The organism is Mycoplana sp. 10N416 (genome assembly GCF_056394765.1).
Genome location: NZ_JBFTIM010000005.1, coordinates 233,017 through 254,303 on the forward strand (window position 1 = coordinate 233,017; position 21,287 = coordinate 254,303).

At 63.4% G+C, this 21,287-nt stretch carries 19 protein-coding genes; 12 read left to right on the forward strand and 7 right to left on the reverse strand.

Translation table 11 applies throughout. From position 1 onward, the window contains the following. Positions 1-9: 9 nt before the first annotated feature. The 4 genes from AC1DDS_RS12545 to AC1DDS_RS12560 form a co-directional block, all read right to left on the reverse strand. On the reverse strand, positions 10-1,074 hold the full coding sequence (locus AC1DDS_RS12545; protein ID WP_477479192.1) for a LacI family DNA-binding transcriptional regulator: 1,065 nt from the start codon (positions 1,072-1,074) through the stop codon (positions 10-12). Between the two features lie 315 nt (positions 1,075-1,389). Then, positions 1,390-2,445 carry a metallophosphoesterase gene (locus AC1DDS_RS12550; RefSeq protein WP_477479193.1) on the reverse strand — a complete coding sequence of 352 codons (1,056 nt, stop codon included), beginning with the start codon at positions 2,443-2,445 and terminating at the stop codon, positions 1,390-1,392. Between the two features lie 154 nt (positions 2,446-2,599). Further along, on the reverse strand, positions 2,600-4,183 hold the full coding sequence (locus tag AC1DDS_RS12555) for a DHA2 family efflux MFS transporter permease subunit (RefSeq protein WP_477479194.1): 1,584 nt from the start codon (positions 4,181-4,183) through the stop codon (positions 2,600-2,602). A gap of 101 nt (positions 4,184-4,284) precedes the next feature. Further along, positions 4,285-5,484, reverse strand: coding sequence for an HlyD family secretion protein (locus AC1DDS_RS12560; protein WP_477479195.1), 1,200 nt, complete (start codon positions 5,482-5,484; stop codon positions 4,285-4,287). A gap of 152 nt (positions 5,485-5,636) precedes the next feature. On the opposite strand from AC1DDS_RS12560, the gene AC1DDS_RS12565 reads away from it, so the two are divergent. From AC1DDS_RS12565 to lysS, 5 genes are all read left to right on the forward strand, one after another. Then, complete coding sequence (locus AC1DDS_RS12565) at positions 5,637-6,377, forward strand: TetR/AcrR family transcriptional regulator (RefSeq protein WP_477479196.1); 741 nt, start codon at positions 5,637-5,639, stop codon at positions 6,375-6,377. Between the two features lie 115 nt (positions 6,378-6,492). Beyond that, positions 6,493-7,251, forward strand: a complete 759-nt coding sequence (locus AC1DDS_RS12570) for a TerC family protein (RefSeq protein WP_477479197.1) — start codon at positions 6,493-6,495, stop codon at positions 7,249-7,251. 272 nt (positions 7,252-7,523) lie between these two features. Then, on the forward strand, positions 7,524-9,296 hold the full coding sequence (locus AC1DDS_RS12575) for an SLC13 family permease (RefSeq protein WP_477479198.1): 1,773 nt from the start codon (positions 7,524-7,526) through the stop codon (positions 9,294-9,296). Positions 9,297-9,478: 182 nt separating this feature from the next. Then, a complete protein-coding gene (gene gltX, locus AC1DDS_RS12580) occupies positions 9,479-10,942 on the forward strand; it encodes a glutamate--tRNA ligase (RefSeq protein WP_477479199.1) in 1,464 nt (487 codons plus the stop codon). 161 nt (positions 10,943-11,103) lie between these two features. Further along, the gene (lysS, locus tag AC1DDS_RS12585) at positions 11,104-12,600 is read left to right on the forward strand and encodes a lysine--tRNA ligase (RefSeq protein WP_477479200.1); all 1,497 of its coding nucleotides are present in this window, start codon (positions 11,104-11,106) and stop codon (positions 12,598-12,600) included. 181 nt (positions 12,601-12,781) lie between these two features. Here the strand turns inward: lysS and AC1DDS_RS12590 are convergent, their stop codons facing one another. Next, on the reverse strand, positions 12,782-13,438 hold the full coding sequence (locus AC1DDS_RS12590) for a hypothetical protein (protein WP_477479201.1): 657 nt from the start codon (positions 13,436-13,438) through the stop codon (positions 12,782-12,784). Positions 13,439-13,740: 302 nt separating this feature from the next. Here AC1DDS_RS12590 and AC1DDS_RS12595 point away from each other — a divergent pair, with 302 nt between their 5' ends. The 6 genes from AC1DDS_RS12595 (at position 13,741) to AC1DDS_RS12620 (ending at position 19,600) form a co-directional block, all read left to right on the forward strand. Continuing rightward, the gene (locus tag AC1DDS_RS12595; protein ID WP_477479202.1) at positions 13,741-14,595 is read left to right on the forward strand and encodes a metal ABC transporter substrate-binding protein; all 855 of its coding nucleotides are present in this window, start codon (positions 13,741-13,743) and stop codon (positions 14,593-14,595) included. Beyond that, positions 14,592-15,488: a manganese/iron ABC transporter ATP-binding protein gene (locus AC1DDS_RS12600; protein ID WP_310419996.1), complete on the forward strand. Its 897-nt coding sequence runs from the start codon at positions 14,592-14,594 to the stop codon at positions 15,486-15,488. Before AC1DDS_RS12595 ends, AC1DDS_RS12600 begins: the two co-directional genes overlap by 4 nt. Before the next feature lie 32 nt (positions 15,489-15,520). Then, a complete protein-coding gene (locus AC1DDS_RS12605) occupies positions 15,521-16,351 on the forward strand; it encodes a metal ABC transporter permease (protein WP_477479343.1) in 831 nt (276 codons plus the stop codon). After that, positions 16,348-17,211: a metal ABC transporter permease gene (locus AC1DDS_RS12610; protein ID WP_477479203.1), complete on the forward strand. Its 864-nt coding sequence runs from the start codon at positions 16,348-16,350 to the stop codon at positions 17,209-17,211. The genes AC1DDS_RS12605 and AC1DDS_RS12610 overlap by 4 nt, the downstream gene beginning before the upstream one ends. A gap of 164 nt (positions 17,212-17,375) precedes the next feature. Then, positions 17,376-18,614 carry an NAD(P)/FAD-dependent oxidoreductase gene (locus AC1DDS_RS12615; RefSeq protein ID WP_477479204.1) on the forward strand — a complete coding sequence of 413 codons (1,239 nt, stop codon included), beginning with the start codon at positions 17,376-17,378 and terminating at the stop codon, positions 18,612-18,614. 32 nt (positions 18,615-18,646) lie between these two features. Further along, positions 18,647-19,600, forward strand: a complete 954-nt coding sequence (locus tag AC1DDS_RS12620; RefSeq protein ID WP_477479205.1) for a nucleoside hydrolase — start codon at positions 18,647-18,649, stop codon at positions 19,598-19,600. Between the two features lie 2 nt (positions 19,601-19,602). Here AC1DDS_RS12620 and ung read toward each other — a convergent pair whose 3' ends face one another. After that, complete coding sequence (ung, locus tag AC1DDS_RS12625; RefSeq protein WP_477479206.1) at positions 19,603-20,298, reverse strand: uracil-DNA glycosylase; 696 nt, start codon at positions 20,296-20,298, stop codon at positions 19,603-19,605. Positions 20,299-20,501: 203 nt separating this feature from the next. Beyond that, the gene (locus AC1DDS_RS12630) at positions 20,502-20,855 is read right to left on the reverse strand and encodes an ArsR/SmtB family transcription factor (protein ID WP_477479207.1); all 354 of its coding nucleotides are present in this window, start codon (positions 20,853-20,855) and stop codon (positions 20,502-20,504) included. Between the two features lie 169 nt (positions 20,856-21,024). On the opposite strand from AC1DDS_RS12630, the gene AC1DDS_RS12635 reads away from it, so the two are divergent. After that, a complete protein-coding gene (locus AC1DDS_RS12635; RefSeq protein WP_310420009.1) occupies positions 21,025-21,225 on the forward strand; it encodes a YgaP family membrane protein in 201 nt (66 codons plus the stop codon). The last annotated feature ends 62 nt before the right edge of the window (positions 21,226-21,287 follow it).

Genomic DNA, 21,287 nt, shown 5'->3' on the forward strand with positions numbered 1-21,287 from the left:
GGCAGGCTCCTAAGCTTCGCCCGGCTGTGACAGCCCGGCTTCTCCGCCCTCCGGCGGCAGGTTTTCCCTGATGAAGATATCGATGCGGATGCGCTCCTGCGCCTCGACCACCGGCAGGCCGTCGGCCTTGGCGCGCAGGATGCGGATGGCGCTGCGCACCTCGTGACCGGCATCCTGGTTGAGCACCGCATCGACGAGGCCGCTTTCCAGCCCAGCCCGCGTCGGCGCCGTCAATTCGTGAGCGATGACGCAAAGGTTGTCCCTGCCGGCGGCGGCGAGCGCGGCGACCAGGCCGCCATTGCCGGCACCGAGGCTGTAGATGCCAACGAGATCCGGGTTGCCCTTCAGGCACTTCGCAATCAGCGTTCCCGCAAGCTTTGGATCGTCCTGCCCTTCCAGGACGTCGAGCACCGGTCGCCCGCCGCCTGCTTCTGCCATGACGGCGCGAAACCCTTCCAGGCGCTCGCGATGGTCGCGCACCAGCATCGAGCCGGCGAGCACGGCGACGGGTCCCGGGCGCGTCCCCAGGAAACGCGCCATCAGGCTGCCGGCGGTGCGACCGGCCGCGACATTGTCGACGCCGCAGAAGTGGTCGCGTTGCGAGGCGGCCAGATCGGAAACGAGCGTGACGAAGGGGATACCGGCCGAGTTCGCCCGTGCGATGGCCGCGGCGACTTCCGGCGCATCGACCGCGACGGCGGCGACCCCCGCAACACCGTCGGCAATGGCCGCATCGATAGCCGTTACCAGCGCGCCTGCATCGAAGGGAGGAACGTTAACGATCGAAATCCGCGTTCGCTCGAAAGAGGAACGATCGACCGCGTCTAGCACCTCTCGCTCCAGCCCGCGCATAAAAGGGTTTTCGCCGTCAGGCACAATGAAGGTAAGCGGATAGACTCGCCCCTTGGCGAGATTGGCCGCCGCCACGTCGCGGACAAAGCCGAGCTTCCGGATCGCCGCCTCGACCCTGGCGCGAGTGACGGCACGCACGCCGGGGCGGCCGTTGAGGACGCGATCGACGGTGGCCAGGCTGACGCCGGCATTTGCCGCGATGTCATGAACGGTGGGTCGCATCAATTCCTCCGGCGGCGAGCTTTAGCGGAGTTTTTGATGTACGTAAATCAGAAACTGGCAGCGACTGGTTTCGGTCCGGTGGCTTGCCTTGGGAAGACTGGCCAAACGGCACTTTTCGTTGCCTTCAAACCGTCCTTGTCGTCATCCCGGCCTTGAGCCGGGATCCAGCAACCGCGTCTGCGGCGCGGAAAGGCCCTTTTGCGCGCAAGGACTTGCCCGCGCTGAATGCCGGGTCGAGCCCGGCATGACGGGAGAGCCTTGCTGATCGCCGAGCCAACCCTCTCCGCACCAGCCAAAAGAACGCGGAGAGACCCGTCACCTGCCCAGCGGCTTGCTGAAGGCGTGGGTGAAGACGACGTCGCCGCGCTCACCGTAGGCTTTCGCCAGCACCACCTCGAAACGCTCGTCGGTGACCCGGGCGACGGCCAGCCCGCCCTTGTAGGCGGCGATCGGCTTGAACAGGTCCAGGCCATCCCGGCGGTAGATCATCGGTGTGTCGTGCTCGTGGCCATGGAACAGGCCAATCACGTTGTAGCCCTTCAGCGTCGCCAGCAGCGCCTGGCGGTCGTCCTCGGTCCACCAATGGGCCTTTCCAGTACCCTGATCATCGAAGGCCATCTTCGACGGATTCCAGCGCTCGATCGAGAACGGGTCCCAGCCATAGTGCTGGAAAAGCAAGACGGGCCGTCCATCGACGGCATAGGCGGCGAGGTCTTGCTGCAGCCAGGACAGGCCGCTGACCGCCCCCTTCGCCTCGTCGCCGCCGAAGCGTTGCAACTGGACGAGATGCAGACCGCCCCAGTCCCAGGAGTAGCTGTCGGAAGGCACGTGGAAGTTCGTCACCGGCACCGGCGGCTTGTAGAACACCGACATGCGGTGGTTCAGTTCCACGTAGTCCCGCATCGCTCGCCGGTAGAAGTCGACATGCGGCGCTACGCCATCCTGGTCGAGATCGTGGTTACCGAGGCCGTTGTAGACCGGGTAGTGCACCTCGTCGAGGCCGGTGCCCTGCCGGTAGCGGCTGGCGAACTGCTGCAACTGCCATCCGACGCCAGGGACCTTCAGTTGCCCGCCACCATCGTCGGTCATGTCGCCGCCCATGACCACGCCGTGCGGACGACCGATCGGCTTGCCGGCGTTTTGAAGTCCAGTGTCGACGCCGTCGATGTTGCGCGGCCAATCCTTGTGTTCGATCTGATTGATCGCCCGGACGTGACGGACGAGATTGGCGTCGGTCTTGCCCTCCTGTTCGCAATGCGGGCTGAGCGTGTCCGCGGTGACAAGGCAGGCATGCACGTCGGCGGCGAAGATGAACGTCGAATCGATCGCCGGCCAGGGATTTTCCGCGCGCGCCGGGAGGCTGCGAAGCATCGGCGCTGCTCCGAGGCCAGCGATCACGCCCAACAAGGCGCGCCGTGAAAGCCATGACCGTCGTTCGAATGCCATGCAATGATCCGAATTGATCCGTCGGCACGACATCCTAGCGAAAGCGGGCGTTCCAATACAGCCCCCGCGGGCAAAGCGGTCAGTGACCGCCGCCCTCGCCTGCATGGGCGCCGGGCTTCTTGATGAGCACCACGCAGGCCAGCATGCCGGCAAAGAGGACGGTCAGGAGCAGGAACACGTCGCTGAACGACATGATCATCGCCTGCCGCTGGACGATGCCGACCATCTGCTTGATGGCGATCGTCGCGCCATCGAGTCCGTGCGCGGAATAGTTGGCGGCCATGTTCTTCAGCTGCTCGACAGCCGCCGGGTTGCCCCAGTCGATGTGCTCGCGCAGCCGCATGTAGTGGACGTCCTGCCGCGTCGTCAGCATCGAGTTGATGATGGCGAGACCGACGGCACCGCCGAGATTACGGGTCAGGTTATAGAGGCCGGAGGCGTTTGGAATGCGCGCCGGCGGCAGGGTGCCGAGCGCGATGTTGTTGATCGGCACCATGCACAGCATCAGCCCGACACCGCGCAGGATCTGGGGGATGAACAGTTCGTAGAAGTCCCAATCAGCCGTCAGCCCCGTCATGATGTAGGTACCCGCACCGAAGGAGATGAAGCCGATCGCCATCATCACCCGCAGGTCGAGCTTGCTCGACAATATGCCGGCGACCGGTGCGGTGAAGAACATCGCCAGGCCGGAGACGAACATGGTCTCGCCGATCATCAAGGAATCGTAGCCACGGATATGGGCGAGATAGACCGGGTAGAGATAGGTCAGGCCGTAGAGGCCGATACCCATGATGAAGGAGAACATCGAGCCGAAAGCGAAGTTGCGATCGGAAAAGGCGCGAAGATCCACGACCGGAAACTCGACCTTGAAGGCGCGGTAAAAGAAGACCGCAGCACCCATGACCGAGGCGACGGCGCCCATGACGATATGCTCGTCGTTGAACCAGTCCTTGGCATTGCCCTCTTCCAGCACGTATTCAAGCGCCCCCAGGAAGACGGCCATGGAGAGAAGCCCCCACCAGTCGAACCTCTTCATCAATGACAGCTGCGGCTTGTCGAAATCGATGAAGTTCCACGCGACGATGGTGACGATGATGCCCGGGATGACGTTGATCAGGAACAGCCAGTGCCAGGAAAAGGCATGGCTGAGATAGCCGCCGACGGTCGGCCCGATGGTGGGCGCCAGGGTTGCGATCAGGCCGATGATGGGCGAGACGATACTGCGCTTCGACGGCGGGAAGATGGTGAAGGCGGCGGCGAAGACGGACGGGATCATGCCGCCGCCGATAAAGCCCTGAATCGCCCGGTAGACGATCATCTGCTCGATGTTCGTCGCGGTCGCGCAGAGAATGCTGGCGAGCGTGAAGCCGGCGGCGGAGATGGTGAACAGGTAGCGGGTGGAGATGATCCGGGCGAGCGTTCCCGAAAGCGGGATCATGATCACTTCGGCGATCAGATAGGAGGTCTGCACCCAGGCGATCTCGTCCGACCCGGCACTCAAGCCTGCCTGGATTTCCGATAGCGAGGCCGACACCACCTGGATATCGAGGATCGCCATGAACATGCCGAGCACCATGGCGAAAAAAGCGATCAGTCGCTTCGGGTCCATGGTCTCTGAGGCGTTCGGAGCGGCCGAGCCCGAAATAACGGTTGTGGCTGACATGGCCGACTCCGACGGTCAATGCTACCCGGGACACGTGCGGCGTCCGGATACTGGATCAAAGAGGATTGCGGAATGTTGCGCGTCCGGAGAACGCGCAACATTCACTTAGCCGCAGCGGCGCCTGCCTCGGGAGCCGTGCGGGTATCGACATCGACGACGACGCTCAGGCCCGCCCGGAGGCGGCCGCTGTCGAGCGCGTCCTTGGGCAGCGCGATGCGCACCGGTACGCGCTGGATCACCTTGGTGAAGTTGCCGGTCGCATTCTCCGGCGGAAGCAGCGAGAAGACCGAGCCGGATGCCGGCGAGATGGACTCCACGGTGGCCTGAATAGCGTCGTCGTCATAGGCATCGACGTAGACCTTGACCTTCGAGCCGGGCACCAGGCGCTTCAGCTGCGTTTCCTTGAAGTTGGCATCGACATAGAGTTCGCGGGTCGGCACCATCGCCATCAGCCGCTGCCCCGGCGCAACCAGATCGCCAACCTGGACGGAGCGGTTGCCGACGACGCCGTCATAGGGCGCCTTCAACACGGTGAAACCCAGGTCGCGCGCGGCTTTGTCACGCTCTATCTCCAGGGTCCGGATCGTACCCTCGGTTTCCTTTCTTTGTGCTTCGAGCAACGCGATATTGGCCTTGGCGGCAATGATGTTGGCCTCGCCTCCGGCCAGGTTCGCCCGGGCCTGGTCAAGGGCAACATTGGCACTGTCAAGTTCGGCCGTCGTACCGACGGACTTCGACTGCAAGGTGCTGGCACGTTGCTGATTGATTTCGGCACCGCGGACGGCAGCATCAAGCGCCACCTTCGTTGCTTCCGCCTGGGCAAGCGAGGCCTTCGCGCCGTCGATTTGCGCATCGATCCGATGCAGGGAGAGTTCGGCGGTCGTAATCCGCGCTTTCGCCTGATCGAGGGCGTTCTGGTAGTCGCCGCTGTCGAGGGTCACGAGCACGTCGCCAGCCTTGACCTGCTGGTTGGCGGCGACGTGAACCTGGGCGACATAACCCGTCACCTTCGGCGAAATCGTGGCGATATCGCCGCCGATATAGGCGTCGTCGGTCGAGACCATGAACCGTCCGGTCGTCCACCAGTCGTAGCCGTACCAGCCGCCGCCGGCGAGCAATGCCAGAAACAGCACCGGCAGAACACGGCGCTTGCGTCCTGCCTTGGCGGATTTGGTAGCCGGCACCGGCGCCGGCTCGACGGTTGCCGGTGCCTCCGGCGCGGGCGCAGTCGGCGCTTCCGCGACGAAATCATCGTCGACCGGACGCACCTTGGCTTTGCTCGATGTCTTGGAAATTGACATATGTTCACCCGCAAATGGCATGGCAGCGATGATGCAATCGAACTGAACCGTTCAGTTCGATTTGACATAGTACCAAATATGTTCCATATCAAGGCGAAATCGAACCGCGCGGTTCGAAAAGCAAGTAGCAAGAGGAATTTCTGCAAGGCGCGATGGAAACGAAGTTAACGGCAACTTGCGACGAGACCTGCCCCAGTTCCCCGACCGGGCGGCGCGCCGCCGGCGCGGATCCGGTAAAGCGTGAGCAGATCCTGGACGGCGCCAAGCGCGTTTTCATGGAACAAGGCTTCGATGCGGCGAGCATGAACGACATCACGCGAGCGGCCGGCGTGTCCAAGGGGACGATCTACGTCTATTTCGAGAACAAGGAAGACCTGTTCGGTGAACTGATCCAGCGCGAACGACTGCGCATCACCGAATCGACCCGCAGCGCCCTCAAAGACAACCTGACGGTGGCCGAGGCCCTGCACGACTTCGGCATCCTTTTCGCCACGCACATTTCGGCGGACTATACGATCAAGGCCATGCGCATGGTGATCGCGGTCAACCAGCGTATGCCGCTGCTGGCCTGCAACTTCCTTTCCGCCAGCCCCATGAACCCGGTTTCGGTTCTGACGGCCTACCTGGACCGGCAGGTCGAGGATGGACGGCTTGCAATTGACGATACCGAGCTCGCCAGCCGGCAATTTCTGGAACTGGCGACGGCCGGCATCTTCAAGCACCGCCTGTTCGGTTCGATGGAGACGCCGCCACCCCCCTCCGAGATCGAGCGGATCGTGGCGAGCGGCACCAAAGTCTTCCTGGCAGCCTACGAACGGAGCGCAGCCGAAGGTCGCCTGTCTTTGCAGCCCCAGGAATCCGACAGCCCAAAATCCGCCGGCCAAATCGGATAAATGCATCGGACGGCAAGCTTTTTTCGCATCCTATCTGTAGCTGCTGCCTTGTAAGCCCTCTGATTCTCCATACATAGCGACGTCATTGACGTTCCGATTTGGAGAGGAAGATCGCATGGACAGCATCCTTGTCCTGATGCAAAGCCCTGAAGCCTGGGTTGCCCTTGTGACGCTGATCGTCATGGAAGTGGTGCTGGGCATCGACAACCTGATCTTCATCTCGATCCTGACGAACAAGCTGCCGCCCGAATATCGCATCTCGGCACGGCGCATCGGCATCGGCCTGGCCCTGATCATGCGACTGGCACTGCTCGGCACGATCGCCTGGATCATCAAGCTGACGACGCCGGTGTTCGAGATCTTCGGCCAGGGCTTTTCGTGGAAGGACATGATCCTGATCGCCGGCGGCCTCTTCCTCGTCTGGAAGGCGACCAAGGAAATCCACCACAACGTCGATCCGGCCGCTCACAGCGAGGATTTCATCGGCACCGCCGCGGCCGCCTCATTCAGCGCCGCCATCGGCCAGATTCTGCTGCTCGACCTCGTTTTCTCCGTCGACAGCATCATTACCGCGGTCGGCATGACGCCGCATCTGCCGATCATGGTCGCAGCCGTGGTCGTCGCCGTCGCCGTGATGCTGCTGGCGGCAACGCCGCTTGCCAACTTCATCGAGAAGAACCCGACCATCGTCATGCTGGCGCTTGCCTTCCTGCTGATGATCGGCATGACGCTGATCGCCGAAGGCATGGGTTTCCACGTGCCGAAGGGCTACGTCTACGCTGCCATGGCGTTCTCGGCGCTGGTCGAGGCGCTCAATATGTTGGCGCGCAATGCGAGGCGGCGGAAGAAGGCCGACGCGCAGACGCTCCACTGAGCGCCTGCCGATCAGACCGGAACGGGCCGGCGAGTGATGCGCGCCGGCCAAAAGGAAGAAGATGCCTAGGCCCCGGACGGGCTTAGGTCGCTCGCTTCCTTTGTTGGCTGCAGGACGAAATAGGAAAATCCCCGCACTCCCCATCCGCGTTGTCCGTTGGCGTCCCACGGAAAGCCATCACGCACCGAAGGTTCCGGAACCTTTTGCCGACGCTGGAATTCTCCATTCATCATTGCGAGGCTGCATCCCCTCGCAGGGACGATGGGGGAGCCATGACGACGGAACAGATGCTGGCATTCGGGGTCATCCTCTTGATGATGGCCGGCTTTATCTGGGGACGTCTTCGCTACGACATCGTCGCCTGCCTGGCGCTTCTGGTGTCGGTCGCCGTCGGCATCGTCCCCTATGACAAGGCATTTTCAGGCTTCAGCGACGACATCGTCATCATCGTCGGCAGCGCGCTGGTGGTCAGTGCGGGCGTCGCCCGCTCCGGCATCATCAACACCGCCGTGCAGCGGTTCTTTCCGAGCCTCGTCACCTTCACACCACAGATGCTTTTGCTCCTGATAACCGTCGCGGTGATGTCCGCCTTCATCAAGAACATCGGCGCGCTTGCCATCATGATGCCGATGGCCTTCCAGTTTTCCCGGCGCTCGGGCGTGCCGGTGTCGCGCTACCTGATGCCGATGGCGTTTGCCGCCCTGCTCGGCGGATTGATGACGCAGATCGGCACCTCGCCGAACATCGTCGTGTCGCGCATGCGCCAGGAGATCACCGGCGAGAGCTTCACGATGTTCGACTTCACACCGGTCGGCGGAATCCTGACGATTGCGGGCGTCCTTTTCCTGATCGCCTTCAATCGACTTGTTCCAGCCCGCATCAACCAGAACCCTTCGCTGGACGAAGCGCTCGACTTCGCCACCTATTCCTCCGACGCCACCGTGACGGCGAACTCCGGCGCTGCCGGCAAGTCGCTGAGCGCCACCCTCAAGCCCGGCGAGGGCGATATCACCGCCACCGCGATTATCCGCAACGGTCGCCACTTGGCACCGCTTCCGGACGTGACGGTTCGGGTCGGCGATACGATCCTCTTTGAAGGAACGCCGCAGGCGCTCGATCGGGTTACGTCGGCCGCCGGCCTCGAGCTGTCGGGGAAACCGATCAAGGAGGCACCCGCAACCGGCGAGGAGATCGCTGCGGTCGAAGCAGTCGTCGGAAACGACAGCCGCCTGGTTGGGCTGTCGGCCAGGCGGTTGGCACTGTTCCACAGCTACGGCATCAACCTGCTCGCCGTCAGCCGGCAGGGAAAGCGGTTGACGGAGCGCCTGAGCGAGGTGAGCCTCGACCCCGGCGACGTGCTGATGGTGCAAGGCGGAATGAAGACCCTGCCCGCGACCCTGCAGGAACTGAACCTGCTGCCGCTCGCCCAGCGCGAGATCCTGCTCGGCACAAAGCGGCGCGCCATCGTGCCGGTGATCATCCTCGCCGCGGCAATGCTCGCCAGCGCCACCGGAACGGTGCCGGTCGCCATCGCCTTCTTCGCCGCCGCGATCGCCATGCTGCTCTGTCGGGTGATCCCGCTCGCCGACGCCTACCGGGCGGTGGACGGCCCGATCCTCGTCATGCTCGCGGCCCTCATCCCCGTCTCGGATACGCTCCGGACCACCGGCGGCAGCGAACTGATCGCCGGCTGGCTAGCTGACGTCGCTTCTGGCATGCCGGTCTATGGCGCGTTGGCGCTGATCCTGGTGACGGCGATGGCCGTGACCCCGTTCCTCAACAACGCCGCCACCGTGCTCGTCATGGCACCGATCGCCGTCAGTTTTGCCGCTGCGCTCGACTACCGACCGGAAGCCTTCCTGATGGCGGTGGCGATCGGCGCCGGCAGCGATTTCCTCACGCCGATCGGCCACCAGTGCAATACGCTCGTCATGGGGCCGGGCGGCTACCGGTTTAGCGACTATCCGCGCCTCGGCCTGCCGCTGTCGCTGCTCGTCGTCCTCGTCAGCGTGCCAGCCCTGCTCTACGTCTGGCCGGTGCGCTAGAAGAGCCGACAATCTCTTGACGCACCGGATCGAATATGGTCTCACCCCTGACCAAATGGAAAACTCCGTCTCCGCCGCAATTTGGCGGCATATCGGGCTTTCCCTCCCATAAAGCATGAGCCGATCACGCAGGAACTCCTCCGGCGAACGGCGTCAGAGCATTCGACCGGACCGAGCAACCCATGACCACCTCCGCAACGAACGTACGCGTCCGCATCGCCCCCTCACCGACCGGTGAGCCGCATGTCGGCACCGCCTACATCGCGCTGTTCAACTACCTGTTCGCCAAGAAGCACAACGGCACCTTCATCCTGCGCATCGAGGACACCGACGCGACCCGCTCGACGCCGGAATTCGAGACCAAGGTGCTCGACGCGCTGAAGTGGTGCGGGCTGGAATGGGCGGAAGGCCCGGATATCGGCGGCCCCTACGGTCCCTACCGCCAGTCCGATCGCAAGGATCTCTACCAGCCCTACGCCCAGGACCTGCTCGACAAGGGCCACGCCTTCCGCTGCTTCTGCACGCCCGAGCGGCTCGAGCAGATGCGCAGCGCCCAGCGCGCCGAAGGCAAGCAGCCGAAGTATGACGGCCTCTGCCTCAACTTGAAGGCCGAAGAAGTGACCGCCCGCATGGCCGCAGGCGAACCTTCCGTCGTGCGCATGAAGATCCCGGCCGAGGGCTCCTGCGACTTCCGCGACGGCGTCTATGGCGACGTTTCGATCCCGTGGGACTCCGTCGACATGCAGGTTCTGATCAAGGCCGACGGCATGCCGACCTATCACATGGCGAACGTCATCGACGACCACCTGATGAAGATCACCCATGTCGCGCGCGGCGAGGAGTGGCTGGCTTCGGTCCCGAAGCACATCCTGCTTTATCGCTATTTCGGCTGGGACGAACCGACCTTCATGCACCTGTCGCTGATGCGCAATGCCGACAAGTCGAAGCTGTCGAAGCGCAAGAACCCGACCTCGATCTCCTACTATTCCGCGCTCGGCTATGCGCCGGAAGCGCTGATGAACTTCCTCGGCCTTTTCTTCATCCAGATCGCCGAGGGCGAGGAACTGATGACGATGGCCGAGCTGTCGGAGAAGTTCGAGCCCGACAACCTGTCCAAGTCCGGTGCGATCTTCGACATCCAAAAGCTCGACTGGCTGAACGGCCGCTGGCTGCGCGAAAAATTCTCGGAAGAGGAATTCACCGCCCGCGTGCTCGCCTGGGCAATGGAGAACGACCGGCTGAAGGAGGGCCTGAAGCTCTCGCAGTCGCGCATCACCAAGCTCGGCGAACTGCCGGACCTAGCCGGATTCCTGCTGAAGTCCGACCTCGGACTGACCCCGGACGCCTTCGCCAAGGTGAAGTCGACGCCGGAAGAAATCCTGGAGATCCTCAACACGGTCCAGCCGGAGCTGGAGCGCATCTTCGAGTGGAACGTCGAGAGCATCGAGGCTGAGCTGCGCGCGATTGCCGACCGCATGGGCAAGAAGCTGAAGGTGGTGCTGGCGCCGCTGTTCGTCGCCGTATCCGGCTCCTCGCGCTCGCTGCCGCTATTCGATTCCATGGCGATCCTCGGCCGCTCCGTCGTGCGCCAGCGCCTGAAGGTGGCCGCGCAGGTGGTGGCCTCGATGGTCGGAAGCGGGAAGTAAGTAAGGGCAAAAGCCCCTCATCCGCCTGCCGGCACCTTCTCCCCGCAGGCGGGGAGAAGGACACCAGCCGCAGCGCCAGTCCCCTCGCCCCGCTTGCGGGAAGAGGGTTAGGGTGAGGGGCAGACACGCAGAAACGCAAACCTGCGACAGGAATTGACACGATGACCGACACCAAGACCGACACCGCCCTCTCCTCCGACGCCACCGAAGTGCGCCGCCAGAAGCTCGACCTTCTGCGCGAGCAGATCGGCGACGTCTATCCGGCGCATTTCCACCGGACGATGACCAATGCCGAGTTGGCGGAGAAATACGAAGGCCTGGAGCCGGACACCGAGAGTGGCGACGTCGTCACCGTTGCCGGCCGCGTCTATTCCTCGCGCAATTCCGGCATGTTCATGGACCTCCATGACGCCTCCGGCAAGATCCAGATCTTCAGCCACAAGGACACGACGCCGGAAGAGGCCCGTGGCCTGCTGCCGATGATCGATATTGGCGACATCATCGGCGTGACCGGCGTCGTCCGTCGCACCAAGCGCGGCGAACTGACGATCAATGCGCAAGCAATCACAATGCTGACGAAGTCGCTGCTGCCGATGCCGGAGAAGTGGCACGGCGTCTCCGACGTCGAGATCCGCTACCGCAAGCGCCACCTCGACATCATGACCAACGAGGAATCGAAGCTGCGTTTCCAGCAGCGTTCGAAGATCGTCTCCGGCATCCGCCGCTTCATGGAGAACGACGGCTTCATGGAGGTCGAGACCCCGATGCTGCATTCGGTCTACGGCGGCGCCACCGCCGAACCGTTCAAGACGCATCACAACACGCTGAAGCTCGACATGTTCCTGCGTATCGCGCCGGAGCTGTACCTGAAGCGCACGCTGGTTTCGGGGCTCACCGACAAGGTGTTCGAGATCAACCGCAACTTCCGCAACGAAGGCGTTTCCACCCGGCACAATCCCGAATTCACGATGATGGAGTGCTACTGGGCCTATGCCGACTACGAGGACGTCATGGACCTCGTCGAGCGGATGTTCGCGGAACTGGCTGTGAAGATCCACGGGTCGACCGAATTTGCCTACGGCGACAAGGAAATCTCCTTCAAGGGCCCGTTCCGCCGCGTGCCGATGCCCGACGCCGTCAAGGAAGTGACTGGCATCGACTTCCTGACACTCAAGACCGACGAGGAAGCCCGCGCCGCCGCCAAGGCTGCCGGCTTCGAGGTCGAGAAGGACTGGACCTGGGGTGAGTGCCTGGCCTTCCTCTTCGAGGAAAAGGTCGAGCCGACGCTGATCCAGCCCGCGCACGTCACCCACTTCCCGAAGGACATCTCGCCCTTTGCCAAGGAAGTGCCGGGCGAGCCGCGCCTGGTCGAGCGCTTCGAGACCTATTGCAACACCTGGGAACTCGGCAACGCCTTCTCGGAACTCAACGATCCGGAAGAGCAGCGCGCCCGCATGGTCGAGCAACTCGAGCAGGCGCATGCCCGCGGCGAGAAGGCCAAGCAGCTCGACGAAGAATTCCTCGACGCGATCGACCAGGGCATGCCGCCCGCCGGTGGTCTCGGCATCGGCGTCGACCGCCTGATCATGCTCTTGACCAACGCGCCGTCGATCCGCGACGTCATCCTCTTCCCGGCCCGCCGGGCGAAAAACGACTGAGTTCATGAGCTCAGGCATTTGGTCACCCCGGTCTTGAGCCGGGGTGTCCGACAACGCCACGTCTGCGGCGCGAAGAATGCTAAAGGACTATGAGCCGTTTCACCGCGTCGACACGCGGCAGCTGGATGCCGGCTCAAGGCCGGCATGGCGAAGGGGAACGCTTCGCGCCTGACGTTGGGCGTCAGTGTCCGTTCGCCGCGACCTCGTGGGAGCCTTCTGCAGCGGGCGCGGCCTCTCCTGCGCTCGCCACTTCGCCGCCTGCTTCGTCCTCCGCGACGGGGTCTAAGCAATCAGCCCGCTCCGCCATCGCCGTAACGATGTCCTTGATCTCGTCGAGATCGAGCGCCTTGCGCTCGCCGTAGAACTCGCCGTTTTCCGCGGCCGTGCCTTCGGCATAGCTCGCCTGGAATGGTGCGTTCATCCCAGGAACCTTACCGGGATCGCGGGAAAACAGTACTTCCGCGCCGATCGCGCGACCCCGCATATCCGCCCGCTGAGCAGGACCTGCCTCGTCAAGCAGAACGACCTGGTAGAGATCCGCCTGCTCCTTGTTGGAGAGCGCGCCGGCCACCCGCAGCGCCGTCTTGATCCGCACATCGCCGTCCTCGGCCTTGGCGCGAATGTAGTGGCGGATCCAGCGCTGGCCATCCTGTTCCTGGCGCTGCGTCAAGACCGTCGTGCAGGCTACGCCGGAGATGCGCTCCGGTCGCGGCCCCAGAATGGCTTCACGTCCGACGAGCGCGGCCACGGCCCCTGATGCCCCGGTCAGGACAACGACGCCTGCGAGGAGAATCAGCACCTTCTTGGGCAGGCGCAGCTTCGAGGGGATAAACTTCACCGGAACGCACTACTCTATATCGTGAAGAAAAAAACGCAGGCCTCAACTGGCGCAGGACCCTAGCTCAGCCTAGGTCGCGGGGCGTTTCCGAAATCTTAAAGAATGGCTGCGCGCGGCCAATAACCGACGTCCGCCCCCGCTTGTCGTCTCGAATGGTTAACGCCCGCCATAATTGAGAATGATTTGCAATTGCATTGACAGCCTGTCGCACCGCCGATACGTTATTGCAACTCATTTGCAAAAGCGTTTTGGGATTTCACATGATTGCCCGGTTGGCTAAAGCAGCCCTTCTAACAGCGCTCATGACGTTCGGAGGGTTCGCGGCAGCCGCAGCCCAGGAAAAGCCGAAAGTCATCACCACCTTCACCGTCATCGCCGACATGGCCCGCAACGTGGCGGGCGACGCCGCGACCGTGGAGTCGATCACCAAGCCCGGCGCCGAGATCCATAATTACCAGCCGACCCCGCGCGACATTCTCAAGGCCCAGGATGCGACGCTGGTGCTCTGGAACGGCCTCAACCTCGAGCGCTGGTTCGAAAAATTCCTGGCCAATCTCAGCGATGTGCCGAGTGCCGTCGTTTCGGACGGCATCGCGCCGATGAGCATCGTCGAGGGCCCGTACGAGGGCAAGCCGAACCCGCATGCATGGATGTCCCCGGACAATGCGCTGATCTATGTCGAAAACATCAGAAAGGCGCTCACCTCGATCGATCCGGCCAATGCCGCTGTCTACGAGGCGAATGCCAAGGCCTACGGCGAGAAGATCAAGGCCCTCTCCGTCGACATCAAGGCTGAACTTGGCAAACTGCCGGAGGACAAGCGCTGGCTCGTCACCAGCGAGGGCGCCTTTTCCTACCTCACACGCGATTTCGGCCTGAAGGAACTGTTCCTCTGGCCGATCAACGCCGACCAGCAGGGCACGCCCAAGCAGGTGAAAGCGGTGATCGATGCCGTGCGCGAGCACAACATCCACGTCGTCTTCTCCGAAAGCACCGTCTCCGACAAGCCCGCCCGGCAGGTTGCCGCCGAAACCGGTGCGGCCTACGGCGGCGTTCTTTACGTCGATAGCCTCAGCGAAGCCGACGGCCCGGTCCCGACCTATCTCGACCTTTTGCGCGTGACCTCGGAAACGATCGTGAAAGGCCTCTCGCAATGATGATGGGCAACCGCAGGAAACTGGCCGACGGCATCGTTGCGGAGGACGTCACCGTCACCTACCGCACCGGCGTCACCGCGCTGAAGCATGCCAGTTTCTCGGTGCCACGGGGAACCATCACAGCCCTTGTCGGCGTCAATGGCAGCGGCAAGTCCACCCTTTTCAAGGCGATCATGGGCTTCGTGCCGCTCGCCGGCGGCAAGGTGACGATTCTCGGCATGCCGGTGCGCGAGGCGCTGCGCAAGAACCTCGTCGCCTACGTGCCGCAGGCCGAGGAGGTCGACTGGACCTTTCCGGTCCTCGTCGAGGACGTGGTGATGATGGGCCGTTACGGCCACATGAACTGGCTGCGCATCCCGACGAAACGCGACCACGAGATGGTTTCGGAGGCGCTCGCCCGGGTCAATATGAGCGACTACCGCAAGCGCCAGATCGGCGAACTCTCCGGCGGCCAGCGCAAGCGCGTCTTCCTCGCCCGTGCGCTCGCGCAGGAAGGCCAGGTGATCCTGCTCGACGAGCCCTTCACCGGCGTCGACGTGACCACCGAGGAGCAGATCGTCCAACTGCTCGGCACGCTGCGCGACGAGGGCCGGGTCATGCTCGTCTCCACCCACAACCTCGGCAGCGTCCCGGATTTCTGCGACCGCACCGTCTTCGTCAAGGGCACGGTAATCGCCTCCGGCCCGACCGCCGAGACATTCACCGAGGCCAACCTGGAGCGCGCCTTCGGCGGCGTGCTGCGCCATTTCATCCTCTCCGGCCACGACCTGCACGAAGACGCGGATCCGCGCCAGGTGAAGGTCATCACCGACGACGAGCGGCCTTTCGTCATCTATGGCGAAAAGAGCAGCGAGACGACCGAGACAGCAGAAACGGAGAAGGCCGGAAAGTGACCCTGCTCCTCGAACCCTTCGGCTACGGCTACATGGTCAACGCCATGTGGGTCAGCGCGCTGGTCGGCTGCATCTGCGGCTTCCTGTCGGCCTATCTGATGCTGAAAGGTTGGTCGCTGATCGGCGACGCACTCTCGCACTCGATCGTGCCCGGCGTCGCCGGCGCCTACATGCTCGGGCTGCCGTTTTCGCTCGGCGCCTTCCTCTCCGGCGGGCTCGCCGCCGGCGCCATGCTGTTCCTGAACCACCGCACAAAACTGAAGGAGGACGCGATCATCGGCATGATCTTCACCTCCTTCTTCGGCGTCGGCCTGTTCATGGTCTCACTGTCGCCGACCTCGGTGAACATCCAGACGATCGTGCTCGGCAACATCCTGGCCATCACACCTTCCGACACGCTGCAGCTCGCCATTATCGGCGGCGTCACGCTGCTGATCCTGCTTCTCAAGTGGAAGGACCTGATGGTCACCTTCTTCGACGAGAACCATGCCCGCTCGATCGGGCTGAAGCCGCTGGCGCTGAAACTCCTGTTCTTCACGCTGCTGGCTGCCTCAACCGTCGCTGCCATGCAGACGGTCGGCGCTTTCCTCGTCATCGCCATGGTCGTCACCCCCGGCGCCACCGCATATCTTCTGACCGACCGCTTCCAGCGGCTGATCGTGATCGCCGCTTTGCTCGGCGCCGGCACCAGCCTGGTCGGCGCCTATGCCTCCTATTTCCTCGACGGCGCCACCGGCGGCATCATCGTCGTCCTGCAGACGCTGATCTTCCTGACCGCCTTCGTCTTCGCACCGAAGCACGGGGTGCTGGCGCTTCGTCGCAAGGGAAGGCTTGCGCTCGAGCAGCGCGGAGGCATTGCATGAGCGAGTTCCTTGACCTTGCCCTCATGCCGTTCCGCCTCGGCTTCATGCAATACGCCTTCGCCGTGACGCTGATGATCGCCGTACCGATGGCGCTGCTGTCCTGCTATCTCGTTTTGAAGGGCTGGTCGCTGATGGGCGACGCCGTCTCCCATGCGGTGTTGCCGGGCGTCGTTATCGCCTATGTCGTCGGCCTCCCCTTTGCCGTCGGCGCCTTCGTTGCCGGCCTCTTCTGCGCGCTCGCGGCGGGCTACATCCGCACCAACAGCCGGGTGAAGGAGGATACGGTGCTCGGCATCGTCTTCTCGGGCATGTTCGGGCTCGGCATCGTGCTCTATGTGGCGATCGAATCCGACGTCCACCTCGACCATATCCTGTTCGGCGACATGCTCGGCATCGCGCCGTCGGACCTCGTCGAAACGGGACTGATTGCGCTCGCCTGCACCGCCTTCATCCTGTTCTTCCGCAAGGATCTGTTGGTGCAGGCGTTCGACCGGCAGCACGCTGCGGCAATCGGCCTGCCCGTCAACCTGCTGCACTACGGCCTGCTGGCGGTGCTGTCGCTGGTTGTCGTCGGCGCACTCAAGGCGGTCGGCATTATCCTGTCGGTGGCGTTGCTGGTGGCACCGGGCGCGATCGCCGCGCTTCTGACGCGGCGATTCGCAACCATGCTCGCAACCGCCGTGGCCATTGCCGTCGGTGCCTCACTCGCGGGAATCTATCTCAGTTTCTTCCTCGACAGCGCCCCGGCACCCACGATCGTTGTTCTCATGACGGTTCTGTTTGTCGCTGCCTTCGTCGTGCAGACCATGCGCAGCCGGCAGACGGCGACTGAGATTCCAGGGCCATCGGCGCGCCACTGACCACGGAGCAGACGATGTCGAGGGCAGTGGTGACGGCCGAAACCAGCTGTGCGTGACCGACCGGGGCGCGGTCGACAGGCCTTTCGTTTCCGTCTATCGTCCGCCCCGATCAGGAGGTGGCCTCCCGTTATGGCGAGCCACCGCGCGGACCTAGCAGGACAGGCATGGCACATATCGGCATCGTCGGCGGCGGCATTATTGGCTGCGCCACAGCACTTCATCTTCTCGACCGCGGCCACCAGGTGACGGTCATCGAGCGCGACGCGGGCGGATTGCCGGCCTCCGTCGGTAACGCCGGCATCCTCGCCGCTCCGGAAATCGACCCGATCGCGCGGCCCGGAATGCTCTTATCGGCGCCTGGCTGGCTGCTTGATCCGCTCGGACCGCTGACGGTGCGCTGGAAGGACCTCCCCTCTCTCCTGCCCTGGCTGACGCGCTTCCTGCTGTCCTCACGGCCGGGACAGGTCGAGCAATCCCGACAGGCGCTGACCTTCCTCATGCGAACCGCGGCGGCCGATCACGCCTCCATGGCGAAGATGGCCGGTATCTCCGGCTATATCCGCAAGACCGGCGCGTTGGCGATCTTCGATACGGTAGCCGCACGCGACAAGGCCTTCGCCCACGAGGTTGAAAACGCTCGCCTGCTTGGCGGGTTCGACATCGAGAAGCTTGATGCGGCCGAGGCGCGTCGCCGCGTTCCGGCGCTGAGCGGCAATTTCGCCGGCGCCGTGTTCAACCAGGGCTATCAGACCTTCGAGTATCCGCTGACTTTCCTGCGCCGGCTGCAGGCATCGATTCGCGAGCGCGCGGCCTTCATCGATGCGGCCGTCTCATCGATAGAATGGAACGATCAGGGCATATCGGTTCGCACCGAGGCGCAGAACACCCATCGCTTCGACAAGGTCGTCGTCGCTGCCGGGGTCTGGTCCAAGGCGCTCGTCGAGCGGCTCGGCCTGCAGGTGCTGCTCGAGACCGAGCGTGGCTACAACACCACCTTCGTCAATCCGTCGGTGACGCTGGAGATGCCGGTGTTCTTCTCCGAACATGGCTTCGTCGCAACGCCGTTCGAAAACATGCTGCGCGTCGGGGGCGCCGTGGAAATGGCCAAACCCGACACCGCCGCCAACTACGCGCGCGCCGCCGCCATGCGCAAGAAGATGCGCCGCTACGTTCCAGAGCTGCCGGAGGACGGTGGCACGGAATGGATGGGCCGTCGTCCCTCGACGCCGGATTCCATCCCGGTCATCGGCCTGCACCCGGGCGACCCGCGCATCGCCTTTGCCTTCGGCCACGGCCATCTCGGCCTCACGCTGTCGGCCGCCACCGGGCGCCACGTGGCCGCACTCTTTGCCGGCCAGGCCAGCCCGGAACTTGACGCTTTCTCGATCCGCCGGTTCCAGTAGACCGCACTGCAGACCTCGAAAGAATCGCCACCATGCACAAGGTCATATTCGACACCGATCCCGGCATCGACGATGCCATGGCTCTGCTCTTCCTGCACCAGCATCCCGACATCGACCTGATCGGCATCACCACCGTCTTCGGCAACGCCTCGGTCGAGACGACGACGCGCAACGCGCTGTTCCTGAAGCGCGAGTGGAAGATTGCCGCTCCCGTCGCCAAGGGCGACGGCAAGGCCTTCAATCCGATGCGCAACCCGACCGACTGGCCGGTGATGATCCATGGCCATGACGGGCTCGGCAACATCGACGTGCCGCAGACGATCGACCTGCCGATCGATCCCCGCCCCGCCCATCGCTTCATCATCGACACCGTGCGCCAAAACCCGGGCGAAGTGACATTGATCGCCGTCGGCAGGATGTCGAACCTCGCCTTTGCGCTGAAGGAGGATCCGGAAATCGCCGCGCTGGTGAAGCAGGTGATCATCATGGGCGGCGCCTTCGACGTGCCCGGCAACATCACGCCCGCGGCCGAAGCCAATATCCACGGCGATCCGGAAGCGGCCGACGTCGTTGTGACGGCACCCTGGGAGGTGACGGTCGTCGGGCTCGACGTGACGATGAAGACGGTGATGACGCGCACGCTGCTGAACGAGATCGTCGCGAAAGGCGGCGCGCGCGCCAGGCTGCTTTCCGATATCTCCCAGTTGTACATCGACTTCTACGGCCGGCACGTGAAGGACGGCATGGTCGTTCACGACAGTTGTGCCTGCGTCTACCTGGTGGCGCCGGAACTGTTCACCACTCGCAGCGGCACGATCCGCGTCGTCGCCGGCGGCATTGCCGATGGCCAGACGATCCAGAAGCCGGATGGACGCACCTTTCCGCCGGGGAATTGGGACGAGCTGCCGAGCCAGCACGCCTGCATCGGCATCGATGCCGATGCGGTGCTGGCCTTGATTGCCGAGACGCTTTCCCGCCCGGCCTGAGCCTATTCCGGACTGGCGGGCAGGCGCCAGTCGATCGGCTCGCGTCCCCGGCCTTCCAGGAACGCGTTTCCCTTGGAGAAATGCCGGCAGCCAAGGAAGCCGCTGTGGGCGGAGAGCGGCGAGGGATGCGGCGCACGCAGCACAAGATGCCGTTGCGGGTCGACGAACGCCGCCTTCTTCTGCGCATAGGAACCCCAGAGCATGAAGACGACCGGCTTGTCGTTTTCGTTCACCGCGCGGATCACCGCATCGGTGAAGCGCTCCCAGCCCTGCCCCTGATGTGAGGCGGCACGCCCCATTTCCACTGTCAGAACGCTGTTCAACAGCAGCACGCCCTGCCGCGCCCAGTGCTCCAGAAAGCCATGACGCGCCCTTGGGATGCCGAGATCGGCCTCGATTTCCTTGTAGATGTTGACGAGCGACGGCGGGATGCGCACGCCGGGCCGCACGCTGAAACATAAGCCGTGCGCCTGGCCTTCGCCGTGATAGGGGTCCTGACCAAGGATCACGACCTTGACGTCCTCCAGCGCGGTCAGGTCGAGCGCGCGGAAATATTCGGTCCCCTTGGGAAAGATGCGCTTGCCCTGCTCCTTCTCGCGGACAAGAAAACCCTTCAGTCCCGCCATGTAGGGACTGTCGAACTCAGCCGAGAGTGGCCCCCTCCAGCTTTCCCCGATCCGAACTTCCGCTACCGACATACCGCTCTCTCCGTATTGAGCCTTTGGTTCTGGATAGCGCATGCATGTGGAAACTGAAATCGGCCGACGCCGGTTTCAGAACTTGTGCAGCCCTGCACATGCTCGAAAAGCGCCAGAACGCCAAAAGGGAACCACGCGGAAATTGCGGCGCGCACACCGCCCGGCCAATGACGCGATGCCGCCGGATCTTGTCTACCTTCGGATCAGGTCGCGGCGCCGGGAGAACAGAATGTCTTGTACAGTGCCCCGACGACGTTGCGGGCCGGCTCGCTTTCGATGCGATACCAGATGGTCTGCCCATCGCGTCGTCCGGCGATGAGGCGGTCCTTGCGCAACAGCGCCAAGTGCTGCGAGACCGTTGAGTCTCGAATGCCCAGGAATTCGGCCAGTTGGCCGACCGATTTCTCGCCTTCGATCAACTGGCACAGGATCAGCAGGCGGTGCCGGTTCGACATCGCTTTCAAGAGCTCGCTTGCCTCGTCGGCCGCGGCCTGCATCAGATCGGCATCTAGTTTCACGCCTATGCATCTACGGTTATTTGCATATATCGTCAACATCAAACGAAACTCCGTTCAGCGGCTGGTCTGCCGATGCGGCGCATCGGCTGCTTGCCCGGCGGCCCACTTGATGGGCCTGAGCGCGCCTGTCGATCGACGTCTCGCAAGGGCCTTGCGTAAATATACCATACTACGTATATACAGATCTATCAAACACGGAGAAAACGTCATGTCTCTCGATAAGTCCATTCTCGCCTTTGCCGGCTTCATGGTTCTCTTGTCCGTTGCCCTAACGGTCTGGGTGTCGCCGCTCTTCGTCTGGCTGACCGTTTTCGTCGGCGCCAACCTGCTGCAATCCGCCTTCACCGGATTCTGCCCGGCCGCGAAGCTGCTCAAGAAACTGGGCGTCAAGTCCGGGACCGCCTTCTAAGCGCGTTTCGCTGCTTCACACTCATCAGCTCTTTGGTTTTTCGCATGTCTCCCGAAACGGCC